This window comes from Paenibacillus ihumii (genome assembly GCF_001403875.1).
Taxonomy (GTDB): Bacteria; Bacillota; Bacilli; order Paenibacillales; family Paenibacillaceae; genus Fontibacillus; species Fontibacillus ihumii.
Map to the genome: position 1 here is coordinate 199,262 of NZ_LN884297.1, position 19,806 is coordinate 219,067.

At 53.9% G+C, this 19,806-nt stretch carries 17 protein-coding genes; 5 read left to right on the forward strand and 12 right to left on the reverse strand.

The genetic code is table 11. The features are described from left to right. Positions 1–36: 36 nt before the first annotated feature. The 4 genes from fucU to BN2762_RS03680 form a co-directional block, all read right to left on the reverse strand. Positions 37–465, reverse strand: coding sequence for an L-fucose mutarotase (fucU, locus tag BN2762_RS03665; RefSeq protein WP_055105680.1), 429 nt, complete (start codon positions 463–465; stop codon positions 37–39). Between the two features lie 215 nt (positions 466–680). Then, positions 681–2,228 (reverse strand): rhamnulokinase, encoded by a 1,548-nt coding sequence (locus tag BN2762_RS03670; protein ID WP_055105681.1) that lies wholly within the window; start codon positions 2,226–2,228, stop codon positions 681–683. Positions 2,229–2,245: 17 nt separating this feature from the next. After that, positions 2,246–2,905, reverse strand: a complete 660-nt coding sequence (locus BN2762_RS03675; RefSeq protein WP_055105682.1) for a class II aldolase/adducin family protein — start codon at positions 2,903–2,905, stop codon at positions 2,246–2,248. Positions 2,906–2,938: 33 nt separating this feature from the next. Further along, on the reverse strand, positions 2,939–4,729 hold the full coding sequence (locus tag BN2762_RS03680; RefSeq protein ID WP_055105953.1) for an L-fucose isomerase: 1,791 nt from the start codon (positions 4,727–4,729) through the stop codon (positions 2,939–2,941). Between the two features lie 549 nt (positions 4,730–5,278). Between BN2762_RS03680 and BN2762_RS03685 the strand changes: the two genes are divergently transcribed. Then, positions 5,279–6,139, forward strand: a complete 861-nt coding sequence (locus BN2762_RS03685; RefSeq protein WP_055105683.1) for an AraC family transcriptional regulator — start codon at positions 5,279–5,281, stop codon at positions 6,137–6,139. 1,294 nt (positions 6,140–7,433) lie between these two features. Here BN2762_RS03685 and BN2762_RS03690 read toward each other — a convergent pair. After that, the gene (locus BN2762_RS03690) at positions 7,434–8,237 is read right to left on the reverse strand and encodes an AAC(3) family N-acetyltransferase (protein WP_055105684.1); all 804 of its coding nucleotides are present in this window, start codon (positions 8,235–8,237) and stop codon (positions 7,434–7,436) included. 306 nt (positions 8,238–8,543) lie between these two features. Next, positions 8,544–8,972 (reverse strand): DUF6157 family protein, encoded by a 429-nt coding sequence (locus BN2762_RS03695; RefSeq protein WP_055105685.1) that lies wholly within the window; start codon positions 8,970–8,972, stop codon positions 8,544–8,546. Positions 8,973–9,545: 573 nt separating this feature from the next. Between BN2762_RS03695 and BN2762_RS03700 the strand changes: the two genes are divergently transcribed. Both BN2762_RS03700 and BN2762_RS03705 read left to right on the forward strand, forming a co-directional pair. Then, positions 9,546–10,568: a M23 family metallopeptidase gene (locus BN2762_RS03700; protein WP_055105686.1), complete on the forward strand. Its 1,023-nt coding sequence runs from the start codon at positions 9,546–9,548 to the stop codon at positions 10,566–10,568. After that, positions 10,568–10,981 carry a bactofilin family protein gene (locus tag BN2762_RS03705; protein ID WP_055105687.1) on the forward strand — a complete coding sequence of 138 codons (414 nt, stop codon included), beginning with the start codon at positions 10,568–10,570 and terminating at the stop codon, positions 10,979–10,981. The genes BN2762_RS03700 and BN2762_RS03705 overlap by 1 nt, the downstream gene beginning before the upstream one ends. A 427-nt stretch (positions 10,982–11,408) precedes the next feature. On the opposite strand, the gene tsaD is transcribed toward BN2762_RS03705, so the two are convergent. Genes tsaD through tsaE form a run of 4 tightly spaced genes read right to left on the reverse strand, consistent with a single transcriptional unit; the run spans position 11,409 to position 14,348 of the window. Further along, positions 11,409–12,458 carry a tRNA (adenosine(37)-N6)-threonylcarbamoyltransferase complex transferase subunit TsaD gene (gene tsaD, locus BN2762_RS03710; RefSeq protein ID WP_055105688.1) on the reverse strand — a complete coding sequence of 350 codons (1,050 nt, stop codon included), beginning with the start codon at positions 12,456–12,458 and terminating at the stop codon, positions 11,409–11,411. Continuing rightward, positions 12,449–12,973: a ribosomal protein S18-alanine N-acetyltransferase gene (gene rimI, locus BN2762_RS03715; RefSeq protein ID WP_055105689.1), complete on the reverse strand. Its 525-nt coding sequence runs from the start codon at positions 12,971–12,973 to the stop codon at positions 12,449–12,451. The genes tsaD and rimI overlap by 10 nt, the downstream gene beginning before the upstream one ends. Positions 12,974–12,993: 20 nt before the next feature. Beyond that, positions 12,994–13,857 (reverse strand): tRNA (adenosine(37)-N6)-threonylcarbamoyltransferase complex dimerization subunit type 1 TsaB, encoded by an 864-nt coding sequence (gene tsaB / locus BN2762_RS03720; RefSeq protein WP_055105690.1) that lies wholly within the window; start codon positions 13,855–13,857, stop codon positions 12,994–12,996. Beyond that, a complete protein-coding gene (gene tsaE / locus BN2762_RS03725; protein ID WP_055105691.1) occupies positions 13,854–14,348 on the reverse strand; it encodes a tRNA (adenosine(37)-N6)-threonylcarbamoyltransferase complex ATPase subunit type 1 TsaE in 495 nt (164 codons plus the stop codon). Before tsaE ends, tsaB begins: the two co-directional genes overlap by 4 nt. Positions 14,349–14,666: 318 nt before the next feature. Here tsaE and ku point away from each other — a divergent pair, with 318 nt between their 5' ends. Further along, positions 14,667–15,590: a non-homologous end joining protein Ku gene (gene ku / locus BN2762_RS03730; protein ID WP_055105692.1), complete on the forward strand. Its 924-nt coding sequence runs from the start codon at positions 14,667–14,669 to the stop codon at positions 15,588–15,590. 92 nt (positions 15,591–15,682) lie between these two features. Here ku and BN2762_RS03735 read toward each other — a convergent pair whose 3' ends face one another. After that, entirely contained in the window at positions 15,683–16,633 is a 951-nt protein-coding gene (locus tag BN2762_RS03735; protein ID WP_055105693.1) for an ATP-dependent DNA ligase, read from the reverse strand. 723 nt (positions 16,634–17,356) lie between these two features. On the opposite strand from BN2762_RS03735, the gene ligD reads away from it, so the two are divergent. Then, positions 17,357–18,241: a non-homologous end-joining DNA ligase gene (ligD, locus tag BN2762_RS03740; RefSeq protein WP_055105694.1), complete on the forward strand. Its 885-nt coding sequence runs from the start codon at positions 17,357–17,359 to the stop codon at positions 18,239–18,241. Positions 18,242–18,263: 22 nt separating this feature from the next. Here ligD and cls read toward each other — a convergent pair whose 3' ends face one another. Further along, positions 18,264–19,694 (reverse strand): cardiolipin synthase, encoded by a 1,431-nt coding sequence (gene cls / locus BN2762_RS03745; RefSeq protein ID WP_055105695.1) that lies wholly within the window; start codon positions 19,692–19,694, stop codon positions 18,264–18,266. Positions 19,695–19,806: the final 112 nt, after the last annotated feature.

Genomic DNA, 19,806 nt, shown 5'->3' on the forward strand with positions numbered 1-19,806 from the left:
TTTGGATTGCAGCCTTCTGGGAAATTAAATTTCGCTCTAAATGACAACGCCCTTTTTCAAAATGACATTTGCGTACAGCGCCCTCTCCCCCGTAGACACAATGGCATAGGCCTGCTTGGCCCTTTCGTAAAAGGCGAACCGCTCCATTTCCTCAAAAGCATCTGCCCCGGAATGGTATTGCTCCACGATTTGCCGGTATCTGTCCCAAATCGGGGTATCCACGCCGTCCCCGGGGATTACGGCCATCAGCGTCACGGGCCGGTCTACATACACATCCAGCGGAAACAACGGCAGTATCGCCTCCAGCAACTCAGCAATGCCATGGCCATCGCAGCGAACCAGCCGCTGGGCATGACTCGCTGCCGGGAAATTGGCATCAGCAAGCACGACTTCATCCGCATGCCCCATCTCCATCAGTACTTTTATGAGCTCCGGCGAGATCAGGCTGGAGATTCCTTTTAACATGACAAGCCCTCCCAACTTATTATCGATGAATCATAGGATTGGCCTAAACTGGCAATAATCCGAGCCAGACGGGATCAGCCAGCTTGCTTGCGGTGTATAGGCATCACAGCACAAACATCTCCATTAAGCAACCTTCGGCTGACTGATACGGTTTTCTGTTGTTCCTCTAACCATCACTGAATTCAGGCTATCGCTTCAAGAATCCCATCTCATGATCAACCCTCAGCCCGGGCAGCTAGCCCGCAGTATTTCTCATAAGCCTCTTCCCATTCATTTCGGCCTTCAGGCTCGTAGACTCGCATCGGAAATGACGCCTTTACCACTTCGATGCCTTCCCCCATATTGCGAATGCAGCCTCCAGCCTGCAGCTGTACAAGCATATTCCCGATAGCGCTGGCCTCCACCGGTCCGGTCCATACCGGGCGCTGGAGGGCATTGGCCGTAAACTGGCACAGCAGCTCGTTCTGGATGCCGCCCCCTACCATATGCAGCCCCTCGAACCGCTCCCCGGTCAGCTGCTCAGCCTGCTCCAGCACCTGACGGTAGCGCAGGGCCAGACTCTCCATGATGCAGCGGACGGTCTCTCCGATGCTGCGTGGCTCCGCTTGGCCAGTCTCCCGGCAGTAGCCGAGAATCTCTTTAGGCATATCCGAAGGATTCATGAAGCGCAGATCGTCCGGGTTGATTAGGCTGCGAAACGGCGCTGCGGGCTCCGCCAAGGAAGCCAGTTCTGGATAAGAATAAGAACTGCCGGACTGCTCCCATTTTCGCCTGCATTCCTGCAGAAGCCATAGCCCCATTATATTCTTCAATAAATGATAGCTGCCGCAGGCCCCGCCCTCATTTGAGAACTGCAGCTCCAGCACCGCAGGGTCCAGCAGCGGCTGTTCCAGCGGAGTACCGAGCAGCGACCATGTGCCGCTGACCAGGTAGGCAAAGCGCGGCGAAGCGGAAGGAACGGCCGCTGCCGCCGATTCGGTATCGTGCGAGGCCACCGCCACCACCTGCAGTGGAGGCACGCCCAGCTCGGCGCATAAGGACTCGCTCAGCTCTCCAATAACCGTTCCAGGATACACCGGCTCAAGAAGTATATCTGCAGGCAGGCCGAGCTTCTCCATCAAAGGCTTATTCCAGCCTCCTTTGACCGGATCGTACAGCTGCGTCGTCGTGGCCATCGTGAATTCGCAAGCCTTGCGCCCCGTCAGGAAATAATTCAGCAAATCGGGGGTCAGCAGCAGGGCTGCGGCCGCTTCCAGCTTGGGAGAATTTCTTTTTTTCAAGGCATAGAGCTGATACAGTGTATTAAAAGGCATAAATTGCAGCCCGCTCTCCCGAAACAGCCGCTCCTTCCCGATCAGTGCGGATAGTTCCTCCACCAGCCCTTCAGTCTGGCGGTCCCGGTAGTGGTAAGGCATGCCCAACAATTCGCCGTTGCGATCCAGCAGGCCGAAATCGACGCCCCAAGTATCGATTCCGCAGCTTATCGGCTTATATCCCGCCTGGCAGGCTTGGCGGATGGCGTGCTTGATCTCCTGCAGCAGCAGCGCGATATTCCAATGCAGGTATCTGCCGATCTGTACTGGCGTATTGGAGAATCTATGGATTTCCGTAATGCGCAGTCGGCCGGGAGTCCTGGAATCGCCAGGATCGGCGGGTTGGGCGGAAGCCAACAGATCTCCTTCGTCCCTGACAAGCTCGCCGATGAGCGCCCTGCCGCTGCCTGCCCCCAAATCGAAGGCCAGAACGCAAGGGGATTTATTCATCTTTGATCACCGCCCGTTCATTTCATTTTTTGCAGCAGCTTAATCCGGTAGTCCTCGCTTTCCAGCGCGGCAATATCCGCCGTCTCTTGAGCCGTAAGCGGTACCGGGCTGCCTGCGGCTTTGGCGCTCAAGTAAATTTTCGCGCTCTCCTCCACCACCTGGGTGCGGTAATAAGCCTCCCGCAAATTGCGGCCGGTCGTAACCAGACCATGGTTGCCGAGGAGAATCGAACTGGCTTCGTTCACCTTGGCGGCCACGGCCTCCGCAAGCACATCCGTCGTCGGAATCAGGTAGGGAATATACACGGTGCTTCCGACAAGAGCCGCCTGATCGGGGAACATAATCGGCAGCTCCCGTTCGATCAGGGTAAAAGCGATGCAGTAAGGGGGATGCGTATGAACCATCGCACCCATATCGGGCTTCTGCCGGTACCCGTATAAATGCATCAGCACCTCCGAGGATGGGCGCAAGCCGGTATCGGCAATCTCACCCGTGGGAATATCCACCTCAATCCACTGCTCAGGTTCAATTTCCTCCAGGGCAAAGCCGCTGGGGGACAGGTACATTTTATCTCCCGCCCGCGCGCTGATGTTGCCCCCGGGTCCGACGACAAGGCCGCGTTCCACGATTTTGTGCGCATATTTGCACAGCTCTATTCGCGTATCCATATTTCGCATGCTGTCTCTCCTCTCCGATAACAGTAAAATACATTACTTATACAACGGCCCGAAATTGGCGCAGGCCCGGTAATCCGCATTCTCCGCACTCTCCGTGCCGAACAGCCCCCATACCCGCGGGCGAAAAATTTGTTCTGCCGGAACATTGTGCATACTAACCGGAATGCGCAGAATCGAAGCAAGTGTAATCAGGTCGGCGCCGATATGACCGCAGCTGATAACTCCATGATTGGCCCCCCATTGATCCATTACGCTGTATACGCTCGTAAAAGCGCCGCTCCCCGTCAAATTTGGGGCGAACCAGGTCGTCGGCCAGGTAGGGTCGGTCCGTTGATCGAGCACGTCATGTACATCCTGCGGCAGGTCGACCGAATACCCCTCGGCAATCTGCAGCACCGGGCCAAGCCCTCTGACGAGATTGAGCCGGGCCATCGTCATCGGCATGCCGCCGCGCGTCAAATAATCGGTAGAAAAGCCGCCTCCCCGGAAATACTCCAGCGATGCCGGACGCCACTGGGTTGCTGCGAGCATTCTCTCCACTTCTTCGTCGCTAATCTCCCAGAAGGGCTTGATCGCAGGCCGACCATCCTTCGTCTGTTCTCCCGTACCGTCCAAGGCGGCCGAGCCCGAATTGATCAAATGAAGAACACCGTTCTTCGCCCCGCCCTCCAGCTGATAGCCCGCAACCCGCTCTACCGAAGCCGGGCTCCAATACGTTCTGACATCGGCAAAAATCTGGGCCGTATTCGTAAGCAAATAGCCGAACAGCATGCTTGCCCCGTTCAAGCTGTCGTTCTCGGTAGCGACGATGTAGGGGGAGCGTCTGCCATTCCAGTCGAACGAGGAGTTGAGCAGCGTCTCCATAAAATCTCCGTTCGGACAATGATCCGTCCACTGGCGCTGCCCCTGGAATCCGGAGGCGATCGCATGGTGACCCTGAGCCTCCTCCTCGAAGCCCAGCTCGGCCAGGCGCGGGTTGCCGATCATCAGATCGCGGGCTATAAGCGTCATTTTGACCACGGTCTCCCATTCCTGATCCTTGCGCTCGCGGGACGATTGCAGATGCTCGGGGTTATTATCCGCGCCCTCTTTGCAATGCTTCTTCGTCCAAGCCAGCGCTTTGTCATATTCCTCTGGATCGAATATGCCTTCATTCATACGCCGCGTGAACTCGCTCATATCGATGTATTCATTGCGCATCCCCAAATATTCCTGAAAGAAGCGGTCATCCACCATGGAACCCGCGATGCCCATCGATACCGAGCCCATCGACAAATACGCCTTGTCCTTCATAATCGCAACCGCCAGCCCTGCTTTGGCAAAGCGCAGCAGCTTCTCCTGCACATCCGCCGGAATTGTCCCGTCTCCTTCATCCTGAACATCCTCCCCGTAGATGCCGAATGCCGGAAGGCCTTTTTGAGCGTGCGCCGACAGGACCGCGGCCAAGTATACCGCACCCGGACGGCCTGTTCCGTTGAAGCCCCACACCGCCTTGGGCAATGTCGGGTCGGTATCCATCGTCTCCGTTCCGTAGCACCAGCAGGGAGTAACCGTAATCGTCAGGCCGACGCCGGCGTTTTTGAATTTTTTTGCAGCCGCAGCCGCTTCGGCCACACCGCCTATGCAGGTATCGGCAATGACACATTTTACGGGCTCACCGTTCGGGTAACGCAGTTGCTCCGACAGCATGGCTGCTACCGCTTGGGCCAGGCCCATCGTCTGCTCCTCCAGCGACTCGCGAACCCCTCTTCTTCTTCCATCGATCGTGGGACGAATCCCAATGGCCGGGAAGCCTTCCCGCCATCTGTAATCGCTTTCAAGCACTGTCACTGTTCTCCCTCCATTCGTGAAATTCGAGCATACCTATATTCTAATGAGGAGCAGTGGGGAAGATAACCTACTATTTTGTTCTTTTGCCGTCTATAACGGTCAATAATGTATACCTCTGACTCTGATTTATATATGTGCTCCCTTGCACTCTGTGGCCTATGCGTTTCCTTTGTACTCTGGTTATGCATGGCTCCTAGTATTCTGATATATGTACTCCCTGCACCCTGGTACCGCGCAGTCCTGTACTCTGATATATGTACTGCCTCTACCCTGATACATGCGTCCCCTGTACTCTGGTATGTGTACCCCTCTACCTGTTACATGCGTTCCCCTGTACTCTGGTATGTGTACTCCCTCTACCTGTTACATGCGCCCCCCTGTACTCTGGTATGTGTGCTCCCTCTACCTGTTACATGCGCCCCCCTGTACTCTGGTATGTGTGCTCCCTCTACCTGTTACATGCGCCCCCCTGTACTCTGGTATGTGTGCTCCCTTCACTTGTTATATAATGGTAGTTAAAGTTCGGATAGGGAGGACTGACCAGTGCCGAAAATTGAAATTCCCTACAACAAGAGCGATCGGTTTCGTTTCAAGAAAATCCCCGAGCTCCTATACGCCGGGCAAGTCGTGGACGAGACCGCCTTCTATGCACCGACGCAAATTCACGATTTCTGCGAAGTCATCTATATCGTCGAAGGCTCGGGCGAGTTCAAAATCGGCGGCAAATACTATACCCTGCAGCAAGGTGATGTGGCGATCTATAACCCCGGCGTCCTGCATGAGGAACGCTCGACGAGCCGAAATGGAGATATGTTCAAGGTCGTTTATTGCGGGCTGGACAATGTGCATATCGAAGGCGTTCCAGTCGGATTGCTGCTGCCGCCGTATGTTGACCCTGTCATTAACTGCGGGCAATATGCCGGCCGGGTCGAATCCTACTTATCGGAAATACTCCGGGAGTGCGATTCCCAGGATTTAGGCTACGAGACGCTTAGCAGCAATCTGCTGATGTCGCTCATCACACTCCTTTATCGGCTCATTGACGCAGAGCACCAGTTCCATTCCTTCAAGGGCAAAAGCGAGCTGACGATCCGAACGAAGGAATTTATCGACAACAATTTTACGCAAAGCATTACCCTGAAAGAGATCGCCGACACCCTCTATGTCAGCCAGCATTATTTGTCCCGCTTATTCAAAAAAGATTTGGGCGACTCTCCGGTCAACTATCTTATCACCCGGCGAATTGAAGCAGCCAAGCGCCTGCTCAACGAAAGCGATTCCCCAGTGCATGAGGTGGCTGCCGCCGTCGGCTACAATAACGACAAATACTTCTCTATGCTCTTCAAAAAAGTCACCGGTCAAACCCCAAGCGCCTTCCGCGAAGCACGGAGGCTGAAGCAGTAATTTGCTGAAAAAACTTGCAGGCTGACAGTTAGCATTACCGATAGGTCTGCTGGGTAAATTATGTAAATGAGGGGTTGATTGATACAGCTGTGGCATATTGGAGGCAATTTGGGGGCGATTGGTTGGCCTACTCGACTGTTGTGAGTATTGTGATTAGTAAAAAAACCATGGGCATCCACCCGGCAGCCAATGTGTTACGTAAGGTTAGGTTACTCTAAGTGCCGCTGATGCAGACTTAAGCCGTGTACACTACTGCTGAGTTATGTAGTATAGGTGGCTATATGGATCGCCGTTGTAGATCAGTAGCGTATGCTGATGCTTGTGTTGCGTAGTATAGGTTGCTCTAAGTGCCACGATACAGACTTAAGCCGTGTACACTACTGCTGAGTTATGTAGTATAGGTGGCTATATGGATCGCCGTTGTAGATCAGTAGCGTATGCTGATGCTTGTGTTGCGTAGTATAAGTGCCACGATACAGACTTAAGCCGTGTACATTGCTGCTGAGTTATATAGTATAGGTGGCTATATGGATCGCCGTTGTAGATCAGCAGCGTAGACTGATGCTTGTGTTGCATATTATAAGTTACTCTAAGTGCCTCGATACAGACTTAAGGTGTGTACACTGCTGCTGAGTTATGTAGTATAGGTGGCTCTAAGTGCAATTGTTCCGGTGACGTGATGCGTGTAGTGTGGTACAGGGTTTGACGGTTAATTTGTTGAATCTAAGTGTCGAGCTGAGCAGAACCAATCCAGCTAATTGCTAACGGACACAGAAGCCGCTATTTCGATGATTTCGGCGATTTTCCGGTTGTTACGGACACAGGAGACCTTATTAGGCAAAATTGGCTAAATTTAGGTTGCTTTTAAGCAAATAAGGTCCTCTGAGTCCGTTAGTTCTTTATTTTAGGCATTTTTATCGAAATAGCGGAACCTGTGTCCGTTACCATCCGTTTCCCGCTATACGAACGCTCTAACAAGCTAAGCTGACTCTTGCCAATGTTGCACCGGATCCCCAACAGTAGTGCAATACCATCCAGCGCGAGCTCCGCTTGCTACAACTATACTACTCGCAACAGGTTGCACCGGTATCCCCAACAGTAGTGCAAAGTCATCCAGCACGAACGCGCTTGCTACAGATACACTGACTCGCAGCAGGCTGCACCCCTGCTCGCTGGCTGATCGGCGACAACACTTCACGCAAGCATCCGCCATGCGCTATCGTCCCGCCTGAACGTGCCTACTGCTCCGCGCTTCCTCAAACAGCTTGGAACAGGCTTGCCTTCCAGCGCAGCGCTATCGGCGGTTCTGCTCCAGCCACTGTACGCCATAATCTACTAGCTCCCTCTGCGGCATCAGCATTGCGGTTGCCCCGGCTATTTTTCCCCGACGGATTCGTCCGCCAGACTCTTCCATATCTGCACCCAAGCGCTCGAAGTCAGCCGATTCGTAATCCAGATCCATGTAGTTGATCCATTGCCTGATGCCATCACTTGTTACCGGAGATTTGCATTCTACCTCTTTCTTGCCAGCGTAGCTTGCCCGATGCTCCGCAAGATGAAGCGAGGTATTGCTGCCATGACCGACGCCGAGCAGCAGTACCCATCCACAGCGATCATAGATTTTGGCTAGCGGCGAACGCTCGCCAAGACCGTGATCAAGCTCATGCCCTGCCACGATGTCACTTGCATTTGCCCCCCAGGCGGCAAATGAGACTTGGGGGTGGCTGCTGCGGACAACTCCCTTTTGCTTGCGAAACGTATCGGGAATGACGCCCATCCATTCACAGGGTGTCAGATCCTTATCATAAGGAGGCATCTCTTTCCGGATCGTCTCCCACCAAGCTTGCGATACCGGCGGATTCATCCAGCCTGACGGATCGCTTAAATCGGGAGTATGGGTCGGCATAACCAAGGTGCCGTTCTCTCCGATCGCCTTCTCTAGGGCAAGTATGACGGAGACCGGGCCGCCGAGCACCCACTGCCCGAGCGATTTAAAGGAGGAATGCACCAAAAGCGTCATGCCCTCTTCTATTCCGAGCTTCCTTAAATCCTGTAACAGCGTATCCACTGTAATTAATGATCCTTTAATTTCTTCCATTGCGTTATCACCTTTTCTTCCGATTCAATCACTTATTGCCGTTGAAAAAACATATGACCAGCAGCCGTCCAGTGAGCGGCAGCCATCAGGCATGCCTCGGGCCATTTGCCATACCCACAGGAAGCCAGGCCTATGGCGTACCTATTGAAGCTTATCCGGTATACCTAGTGACGCTTTATCTGGTGTACCTATTGAAGAATTTTCTGCCTGTGCATCCAAATCACCCGGATATATGTGACGCTTTATCTGGTGTACCTATTGAAACTCTACCGATTCTAGCCTACGGCCGACTGCCTCCCCGCGTCCCTACAGCCAACTGGCCTGCTCGCGCCGGCTCCGCATTCCGTTCAACAGCGCAATCTCACTGGACTGTACGAAGCGCTCGTATTCGGGCGTCTCCATGCCATAAATAGCAATCCGCCCTTCAGCATCGTAATGAATGCCGAAGCCGTATTTTTTGGGAAGCTGGGAAGCCCTTAGGCAAGCATGCGATTTGCTGAACAAGGCATTCCAAATTTGCTGCCGATTCTTCTCAAGCTCCTCGGCCGGAATGTTTTTATGCCGGATATGGACCTCGAACAAAAGCTGCTCATGGGTGTAGCGGTAGGGCTCACGGCTTAAGAGCTCATACTGGATCACGTGGACCGGCTTGCTGCCCCTGTTATACTGCGGAACGATGCTGCTGGTTACGGGGCAATCCGGCGATACCTTAATAAAAGTATTTTTGTAGCTCATCGTTTGACTTCGCCCCCTTCGGATATCAACATGCAAGATTATAAGAATAACAGCTAGTAACATAATCATACCCTCTATTGGTCTATTAACTCCAGCTAACTTTAGCCGCCGGTTCTATTGGAGCCGTTTAATCGAAGTGGCCTTCTCTCTTGGCCTTCCGAGGCAGCCGCTAGCCTACTCTCCTAAAGCCCTCCTTCTAAAAAAGTTATAACGGCGATCCACTCCGGCGGTAATCCGTTATTATAAGGATCCATTAGCGTGCGCGTACATATAATCCGATAAGGCTACCCTTACTATAGCGATCTGCTACCATGATCCTTTACTATGCTGTTCCTATTCAATTCTTTCAGCAGCAATTTCCCCACGGATTTTCGACAATTTTCACAGTTTCGCAAAAAATACGATAATATTTTGCAAAGAGACAGGAATATTGGAATGATTTGCCGAATAGTACCTGTTGGCGAACGAAGATGCTGATCTGTCGTTCTTTTAAGACTGCGGAAATAATGTACTCAATCATCTGCAGCTGCAGATTTATATGAAGCATTTCTGTACTGGATTCAGGAGGAAGATATGAAGCTCGGATTTAAACGTAAAAACCAACGGTACACCGTTCTCTTTGTTCCCGAAGGCTCGCAGCCGGTCTTTCGTCTGAAATTGACTTCCACATATTTGGTGGCCGGCATAGCCACTGCAGTTCTTTTGCTCGTTACTGCGCTCGTTCTGTTCACGCTGAACCGGAGCCATGCCTTCAAGATCGCAGCATTGGAGACCAGGCTCTCCGCCTCCTCGGAGCAGCTTCAAGCAACGGTCAGCGATAAAGAGCAGGAGATCGACCGGCTGCTGCTCCAATTGATGGAGCTTTCCGAGAAGTCCAAAGTGCTGGAAACGAAAATGACGGAGCTCGAGAAGCTGGAAGCAGAGTTGAAATCCATCACAAATGGAGAACGCAAAGGGAGCGGAATCCAGTCCGCTTCGGCTTTATCATGGGAAAATTCCGGCAGCGAGCAGAGTACGGAAGGAATGGGCGGCGAGCTCATCCCTTTGAGCGAGGAAGACATTGACTCTCTCCTCGAAGAGACGAGAGAGAGCATCTCCGCCTCTCTGGAAGAAATGCCTGCTCTGCAGGCCAGACTGGAGCAGACCAAGGAGGCCGTCACGGAGTACAAGGAAATGATGCGCATATTGCCAACATTTTGGCCAGCGGATTCCTTAAAAACAACCTCGCCGTTCGGCAAAAGACAGGATCCGTTTACCGGCAGGCTCACGCTGCATAACGGCCTGGATATCAAGGGTAGCACCGGCGATTCCATATACGCTGCGGCCGACGGAACTGTGACTGATGCCGGATATAGCTCGTCGCGCGGCAATTACGTCACCATCAGGCATCCGTCGGGACTATCGACGAACTACTTGCACCTAAACGAAATTTCTACGGCCAAGGGCGAGGAAGTGAAGCAAGGCGATGTCATCGGCACCCTCGGTTCGACCGGGCGGAGCACGGGGCCTCATCTGCATTTTGAAGTGGTGAAGAACGGCGTTATGGTCGACCCTGAAATTTATCTAATCAAACCGGAAAAGGATGAGGATGAATAATGTTCAAGACCAAGGCGATTCCCGTAAAGCTTGATCCTGATACTACGGACACGCTGGTAGGCGAAGGCAGCAGCTTCGAAGGCAATATCAAATCGGACGCAAGCATCCGGATCGAAGGGGAGGTTACGGGCGATATCGAATGCAAAGGCGATGTGACGATCGGAGAGAAGGGGCGAGTTAAGTCCAACATTACCGCACGCAATGTCATTGTTGCCGGCACCGTGACCGGGGACATTCAAACGAAGAGCAAGCTCTCCATTACATCGACGGGGAAATTATACGGCAATATTACCGTTGCCAGCCTCTCGGTCGAGGAAGGCAGCATCTTTGAAGGCAGCAGCCGCATGAGCAGCCAGCCGGAAACAGCATCGAGCGCCAACCAGGAGGCGGCAGCCGCTTCGCAGACCTCTTAGTTTAGCTTTCGGTCCGGTCGGCCAAAATATAGGGTTCAACTTGGATTCGATCTTATGGAATGGCCTAGAACCCCCTCTGCCTAAGGAGGGAGATTAGACCGCCCATAGGGACTTTGGCAAAAGAATTGTGTTGTTCCGCATGCTGGGCGTGCTCTGCCGATATCTTATCTGGGGCTTCACTGAAATGGGTACGGAGGCACGCAGTACATCCAGCAGCCCGTTGGGCAGCTGACGAAATAAATAAACCCTTGCTGCAATGGATCCAGCGGCTGCTGAAATGAGAACTTATAGAGCTTGTATATGTTTAAAAGAGCCCGTCGTCTCTTGCGATGGATTTTCCCCATCAAAAAAAGATCTCATCTTCCTTGCTTAAGGAATTTGAGATCTTTGCCTTTAAAGGGATATTTCAGGTCCAGGCTATCTATAGCTATGCCTTGTCTTCCTTGATCCCTACGGACCAAGACTCCAGCGTTATGCACGGCTCAGCCTTGAGCTCCCAGCCGGAGAATTCACCGCTTTTCCATTTCAAATAGGCAGCGGCCCCGATCATGGCCGCGTTATCCGTACAATACTTCAGCGGGGGGATAACGAGGTCGATCCGCTCCTTCCCGCACCGTTCGGCAAGCGCCGACCGCAGCCCCCGGTTCGCGGCAACTCCGCCGCAGAGCAATAACTGCACCGCCCCCGTCGCCCTTACCGCTCGGATCGCCTTCTCCACCAGCACCTCGATGACCGACTCCTGAAAACCGCGGGCAATGGCTGGCCCGTAGCCTTCTTCCCCGCGCATTTTATGCTGATTTACCGCATTCAGAACCGCCGACTTCAACCCGCTAAAGCTGAAATCGTAAGAATCCGGCTCCAGCCAAGCCCGCGGCAGAACCTCGACGGTCTCGGACTCCAGCGCCAGCTTGTCGACGTGGGGTCCTCCGGGGTAAGGAAATCCCAGCGCCCTCGCTACCTTGTCATAAGCCTCTCCCACGGCATCGTCTCTCGTGCGCCCGATAAGCTGAAAGCTGCCTTCGCGCTCCATCAGCACCAGCTCGGTATGGCCGCCGGACACAACTAGCGCGATCGAAGGATAATGGATGTCCTGCACAAGCCGGTTCGCATAAATATGCCCGGCGATGTGATGCGTGCCGATCAACGGTTTATCTATAGCAAAGGCCAGGCTCTTGGCGGCCATAATGCCGACCAGCAGGGCGCCAACGAGCCCCGGCCCCTCCGTTACGGCTACGGCCGACAGCTCCTCCAGGGCAATGCCTGCCTCTTGAATCGCTCCCTCCAGCATGAGCGTGATGCTCTCCACATGCTTCCGGGAGGCTACCTCCGGCACGACTCCGCCAAATGCCTGGTGCGTTTCGATCTGGCTTGCGATCAAATTCGAGAGCACCTCGGTTCCATTTTTCACAACGGCAACAGAGGTCTCGTCACAGCTTGTCTCCACTGCCAATATATAACAATTCCGATTCAAATCCAATCTTCTTCGCTTCCTTCCTCCGCGCCTGCTTGCGGCTCCCGTTCGGGAAGCTCGCACCACATGATGAGCGCATCCTCCTGATTGTCGGAATAATAGCCCTTGCGGGTGCCGACAGAATGAAATCCGAGCTTCCTGTACAAGGATTGGGCGGAATGATTCGTAACGCGCACCTCCAGCGTCATCCGGCGCATGCCGAGCTCGCCTGCCCAATCGATCATTTTGCGGAACAGCAGCTCGCCCAAATGATGGCCGCGATACGCTGTTCTAACGGCGATATTGGTAATATGCGCCTCATCAAGCACCGTCCACATGCCTGCATATCCGATCGGGCTTCCCTCGTATTCCATCACCAGATATTTCGCGAAATGATTGAGCGTCATTTCGCTGCGGAATGCCTCCTCGCTCCAGGGCAAGGTAAAGGATTCATGCTCGATAATCATAATATCGGGAATATCCTCAAGCGTCATACGACGGAAGGTTACCTTGTCCATTTGGATCGATTCTACTGACACCATGTCCGCCCCCCTCCTGAATGCTAACGCAGCTTCTTCGCTTCCGCCTCGGCCAGCTGGGTATAATTGGGCTCCAGCGTGTGAACGTCGTCAAGCGCACCACGCAGGAACTGTTCCGAGCCCATAAGCCCCAGCCATGCCCCCTCGAGCTCATATCCTCGAAGATGCAGCGTGTCTCCCAATAAAGGCCGGAGCTCCTCCAGCGCTGCCTCGTGAATTGCAGCGTCCCCAACAAACCATACCCCTGCAGGCCTTTGTCCGGGGGGCAGGGCCTGCAGGCGGCCGGCAAGCTCGTCCCGCCAATCCGCCACGAGCCGGATCGCGTCCGGCTCGATGCGTCGCGGGATTTGTCCTGCCGCCGCACTGAATAGCGCGGTATAGGCCTGTCCACGCCGGGCATCGATGAGCGGCACGATCCAATGATGGGCAGAGTCAGCGGCTGCCTCAGCATCCGCGCCTGCAAGGATGCGGCTGCCGCCAGCCTCCGTCTCGGCGGAAGCCCCGTCTCCTGCAAGTGCGATCTGCCCTGGAACTTGACCGGTTCCCGCAGCAAAAGCGCCGAAGGCTATCGCCGCCAGGCTCGATACGGCGGATACCGGCAGCCCCAGCGACCAGGCCAGCGTCTTGGCCGTCGTAACGGCAATGCGGACACCGGTATACGAGCCAGGGCCAACGCCTACAGCGATACCGTCCAGCTCCTGCTTTCCGACTCCGGCTGCCGCCATGGCTTCTTCGATCGCCGTCACTAAATAGGCCGAATGGTTGCGCTCCGCCTTGATATTCCGTTCCGCCAGCAGCCGGCCGTTCTCCATCACGGCGACGGACAGCGTCGATGTGGACGTATCCAGCGCCAATAACCGCAAGCGCGGCTGATTTGTATGCTTCATTTAAGTGCAGCTCCATTCTCTCTCAAGGTCGAGATCCATTGTCCATAAGGATCTCCGCGTCCGGTCAAATGCATTTTACGCTTTGAGCCTAATCCGGCTTCTATATATATGTGCAGCACCCGTTCCGGCAAAATTTCGTCGATGATGCTGGACCATTCCACCAGCGTCACGCCTGGGCCGTAGAAGTACTCGTCCAGCCCTAAATCCTCCGCTTCCTCCAGCGTCAGCCGGTATACATCCATATGGTAAAAGGGCAGTCTGCCCTCATACTCCTTGATCAAAGTAAAAGTCGGGCTGTTCACCGTATCCCGAACCTCTAAATGCTTCGCAAACAGCTGGGAGAAAGCCGTCTTCCCCGCGCCCAAATCGCCGTCCAAGGCTATGACTGTCCCCGGCGTCGCCCGGGCCGCGAGAAAAGCGGCAAGCCGTCCGGTCCCTTCCAAATCCTCCGCTTCATATATCCAATCGGCCGAAGCCCGATCAAATCCCACTACAATACAACCACCTTTACATACGAAAAATCGCGGCGCAGACTGCACTGCACCAAGACATCGTCCAGGGCACGCCAGCTCCGCGGAACTATGCTTAAATGCTCAAACGTATGTCCCCATTATATCGGTCTGCCGCTTGGCCCGCAACAGCTTCGGCCGAAGCCCGCCCGGTTATGAGGAGCCAAATTGGACCATACTATGATAGAGACCATCCGATAATATCCCTGGCATCACGCCCATTACAGCAACACTTTAGCCATCATCCTAAGCTTAACCGCCAAAAAATAAAATATGGAACACAGAAAGGAGCAACCTCAAATGCATACCGTATGGAAGGGCGCAATCAGCTTCGGGCTTGTGCACGTCCCCGTCAAAATGTTCTCCGCTACGGAAGACAAAGACATTTCCATGAAATACATCCATACCGCCTGCGGCAGCCCGATTTCTTATGTAAGGCGTTGTCCGACCTGCGATAAGGATACGTCCTGGGAGGAGATTTCACGGGGGTATGAGTATGAGAAAGGCAAATACGTCCTGTTCGAAAAAGAGGAGCTGGATCAGCTGTCGGCCCAAACCGAGAAAACGATCACCATTCTGGATTTCGTGGATTTGACTGAAATCGATCCGATCTATTTTCAGAAAACATATTATCTCTCACCTGACCAGGCAGGATCGAACGCCTACCAGCTGCTGCTGGAAGCGATGCGCCAGTCCGGCAAAATCGGCATCGCCAAGATCGCGATCCGCTCCAAGAGCAGCCTCGCGGCCATCCGCGTTATGGAGGGCTGTCTGGCCGTGGAGACGATCTTCTATCCCGATGAAATCAGGCCGATCGCACAGGTGCCGAATCTGCCGGAAAACATCAATGTAAACGATAAGGAGCTGTCTATGGCCAAGCTGCTGATCGAACAGCTCTCCACACCGTTCGAACCGGGAAAATATTCCGACGATTACCGCGAATCCCTGCTGCATCTTATCGAGCAGAAGATTGCCGGCGAGGAGATCAGTCTGGCTCCAGCCAAGCCTCAGAACAATGTCATCGACCTGATGGCGGCCCTGCAGGCCAGCATCGAGGCCGTGAAGCCTGTCGTTACCGATCCCGGCCCTGCCAAGCGCACGCGTAAAACGACGGCCAAGAAGCCGGAGGCCGGAACAGGCGCTCAAGATGCTCCTGCTGCAGGCGAAGGCACGCCTAAGCCGAAGAAGCGCGCATCCAGCAAAGCGAAGAAAACTATCTCCTGAGGGCAGCCCGGTCTTTTTAGCACAGGTCGCACCGCGCGCAGCTCCCAGCGCGCGGTGCTTCGCTGCATGACGGCGGTCGGTCGACCACAGGGTTAGATGCTCTGCGTAACCGTACAGCTCTCCGGCGGCATGTCCGCCATTCCCTGCAATACGGGATGGCGCATCGTTCCGCCGGGAGTCCACTCCATGAACTGCACCTTCACCGTAAGCAGCGGCCGGGTCCAAACCGCTCCCTTGATGCGCTGCGGAATATTGTGAAAGGTTCGCTCCCTTACCGTCAGAGCGGATATTTGCTGTGCAAGGCTGCGCCAGGCCTCCTGATTCAGCTTGCCGCTGCCCGTATGCCCGATATACACGAAACGCCCTTCCTCATCATACAATCCGAGCAGCAGGGCATTCATGACGCCGCCTTCCCGATAGGTTACACCGCCGATCACCGCATATAAATCATAGCCGAGCTTCAGCTTCTGCCAGCGCCCGTCTTTGCCGCCAACAGCATAAAGGCTGTCAAGCCGCTTGCTGACGACTCCTTCCCAGCCCCGCTCCTTCATGACTGTGAACAGCCGCTCTCCGTCGGTATAGCTGGGAACGAGCTGAATTTGGGCGCTCGGGATCAGAATTTCCTGCAGCAGCTCCTGCCGCTCGGCAAGAGGACGTCCCGTGACCCATTCCCCGTTATAAAACAGCACGTCAAAAATCATATGTATCGCAGGGATCTGCTTGACGGCGAAACGAATTTCCGTTTCCCGCCGCAGGCTGTCCCGCTTCATAATTTCGTGGAAGGACGGCCGGTCACCGGCAAGCGCAATCATCTCTCCGTCAAGAATGACAGATTCCGCCCGGCAATAAGAGGAGACGTCCATAAATTCCGGATACTGCCGACTTCGCTCGTTGCCCTTGCGGTTAATCAGCCGAGTCCCGTTTCCATCATAATAAGTGAGTAATCGCACCCCGTCCCATTTAACCTGCGCAATCCATTCCGGCCCCGCTGGAAGCACTTCAGTACGGATCGGCTCAAAGGGGACTACCGGCTTCAGCTCCATCTTTCCATTCCTCCTGCCTTTGCTTGTTCCTCCAGCTTGGCGCCGAAGCCAGCCTGGCCCTAAATACGCCGTTTATGTGCGCATCCATTTAATGTACATGCAGACCGATATACGGAACTTACGCGTATCTTCGGATCAGCATACGGCGTTTATGCGTATCCTCCGAACAGCATGCACTGTTTACGTGTATCCTTCGGACCGGCATACTGGGCTTGCATTGATCTTCGGATCGGCATACTGGGCTTGAGTCTAACTTCGGACCGTCATACGCATATCTTCCAACCTAAGACCGAGCTTACACATATCTTCCAGCCTTCATCCGCACTTACACGTAGCTTCCGACCTGCATACCACGTTTGCGTTGTATCTTGAAACCAGCAGAAGCTGTTTACAGGTATCTTTCACCAAGTTTGCCCATGCCGGGTTACTTCCATTCTATGTACAGGAAACAGCTTCTATAGCGGTGTTAAGTTTATTCAAAATGGGTAAGCCTAGAAACAAGCGCAGTCATACTTTTTATGAGCAACAGATCGAACAGATCGAACAGATCGAACCCATCGAACAAGTTACACAGGTCGAACAGAACAGTACAAATACAGTCAAATACAGTACAAACCGAACCAACCGGACTGACTAACTAAGCAGACTGAACTGACTGAACTGGCCGCACTGAAAAGTCCAAGGCAAGCCAGAGAAATCTATATCAAGACAAGGAGCATGTCCATGTCCAGAACGCTGAAAGGCACGATCCTCGTCGATGGCGAGGAAGTCACCATCTCCAACCCCGATAAGCTGCTGTGGCCGGAGGCCGGAATTACGAAGAAGCTGTATTTGGAGAAGCTCGCTGAAATTTCCCCCTACCTGCTGCGTTACTGCCGAAACCGTCTACTTACCACCATCCGGTATCCGGACGGGGTGGGGCGCAAATTTTTCTATCAGAAAAATGCCCCTGAACCGCTGCCGTCATTCGTCCGCACCTCCATGCATGAGGGGGTCGACTACGTCGTGCTTGACAGCCTGCCGGTGCTGCTGTGGCTCGGCAATCTGGCATGCATCGAATTCCATCCATCGCTCCATTACGTGCAAGAACAGCTGCCATGCGAATGGATGATCGATCTGGATCCCTCGCAGGATGAGGAGCCTCGCATTATGGAGGCCGCCGCCTACGTCGGGGATATTCTGTCCTCCCTGGGACTGGAGTCGGTGCCGAAAACCTCCGGGGCAACGGGCGTGCAAATCATCGTGCCGATCGAATACGGCGTTACGTTTGACGAGCTGCGGCTGATCGGGCATTTCGTAGCCCGTTATGCCACGGAGAAGTACCCCAAGCTGTTCACCATCGAACGGCTCAAAAAAGATCGCGGCGACAAAATTTATTTCGACTACCTGCAGCATTATGCCGGAAAGACGCTGGCTGCGCCCTACACGCCCCGGGCCCGCCCTGCTGCCAGCGTGTCGACGCCGTTAACCTGGGACGAGGTGCGCAGCAACCCGCTGCCCTCCGACTTCAACCTGCTCAACATCGGAGAGCGACTGAAGCAGAAGGGCGATTTGCTTGCAAACGTTCCGCCGCAGTCCGTCAAGCTCATTCTGCAGCATTTGAAGTAAATCCCAGCTTGCTGCAAAACCATCAGAGCAGCGGGGAGAGCAGCCGGCACAGAAGCTCCAGCCCTTTCTGCAGCTTCGTACGGCGGGAAAAGGCCTTCAGCTCGATCTCCCGGCTCTCTCCCAGATCCTTTAAGAAATCCTCGCATAAGTGCTGGATCGGCGCTTCATCAAACAGAATCGCCGTCATTTCGAAATTGCAGAAGAAGCTGCGCATATCCATGTTCGCCGTGCCGACCGAGGCCAGCAAGTCGTCTATGATCATGACCTTGGCGTGGATGAACCCCTTCTGGTATTGATAGAATTTCACACCGGATTGAAGCAGCTCCTCTACATAGGATAGCGAAGCATACTTCACGATCCGGCCGTCAGACTTGTAGGGAATAATGATTTTGACGTCAACCCCGCTGACGGCAGCTGTCTTGATCGCATTGTAGATGCTGGGATCAGGAATGAAGTACGGCGAAGTAATCCAAATGCGGCGCTTGGCGACGGCAATCGCCCCGAAGCACATCTCCTGAATCGCATCCCAATGCTGGTCGGGACCGCTGGTAAGTACCTGCACCTGCTCGCGGCCCTGGCAGTGATGCACGGGATACAGCTCAGGATGATTGATCCGCTGGCCCGAAGCGAGACGCCAATCTCCCAGGAAAGCATTTTGCAGAAAATACACCGCGTCCCCGCTAACCTGCAGATGCGTATCGCGCCAATAGCCCAGCTTCCCGTCCAGCCCCAGGTATTCATCCCCTACATTAAGTCCTCCGACAAAGCCCACCGTTCCGTCGACTACGAGTATTTTCCGATGATTGCGATAGTTTACCCTCCGGTCAAATGTGGCGAGTAGCGCCGGCAGGAAGAAATATACCTCAACTCCGCCATCCCGAAGCTCTTGTACGAATGAGTTTTTTAATTGGTAGCTGCCGAGTCCGTCGCAGATTAGCCTGACCTTCACGCCCTCCTGCGCCTTTCGGAGCATGACCCTTTGGAAGCTGTATCCTATCCCATCCGCACGAAAAATATAAGATTCCATATGTATATGATCCTTCGCTCGCTCCATCGCCTCCAGCATCGCCGTAAAAGTCTTCTCCCCGTCCGTCAGCACCATCGTCTCATTGCAGCCCGTAACCGGGCTTTCCGAAATATGGGTAAGCAGGCCGAATAATCTCTCCTGATGACGGTATTCCGGATTATTCATCTGGTCGATGCTGTCTATAATGGCCGCCTGCTGCCACAGCCGGGAACGTATTTCCTGAAACACCCTGGAACCCCGGCGCCGCAGCTTCCGCCGCTTCTTATAGTCCTGGGCCACGAAATAATACAGAATGAAGCCGATAACCGGAAAGAGGAACAGAATAAGCATCCAGGCCACGGCCTTGCCCGGATTGCGGAATTCCAGAATCAGAATCGTAGCGATTTGAAAAATAAATGCGAGCAATATTAGCACCAGCCACCACATGGACCTCACCTTCCTCCACTCAGCATTAGCCAGGACATTCCCAATTTATTCATATCATTTATACCGTGAACTATATGAGACAAGATGACTTTTTTGACATGTTTTAAGAGAC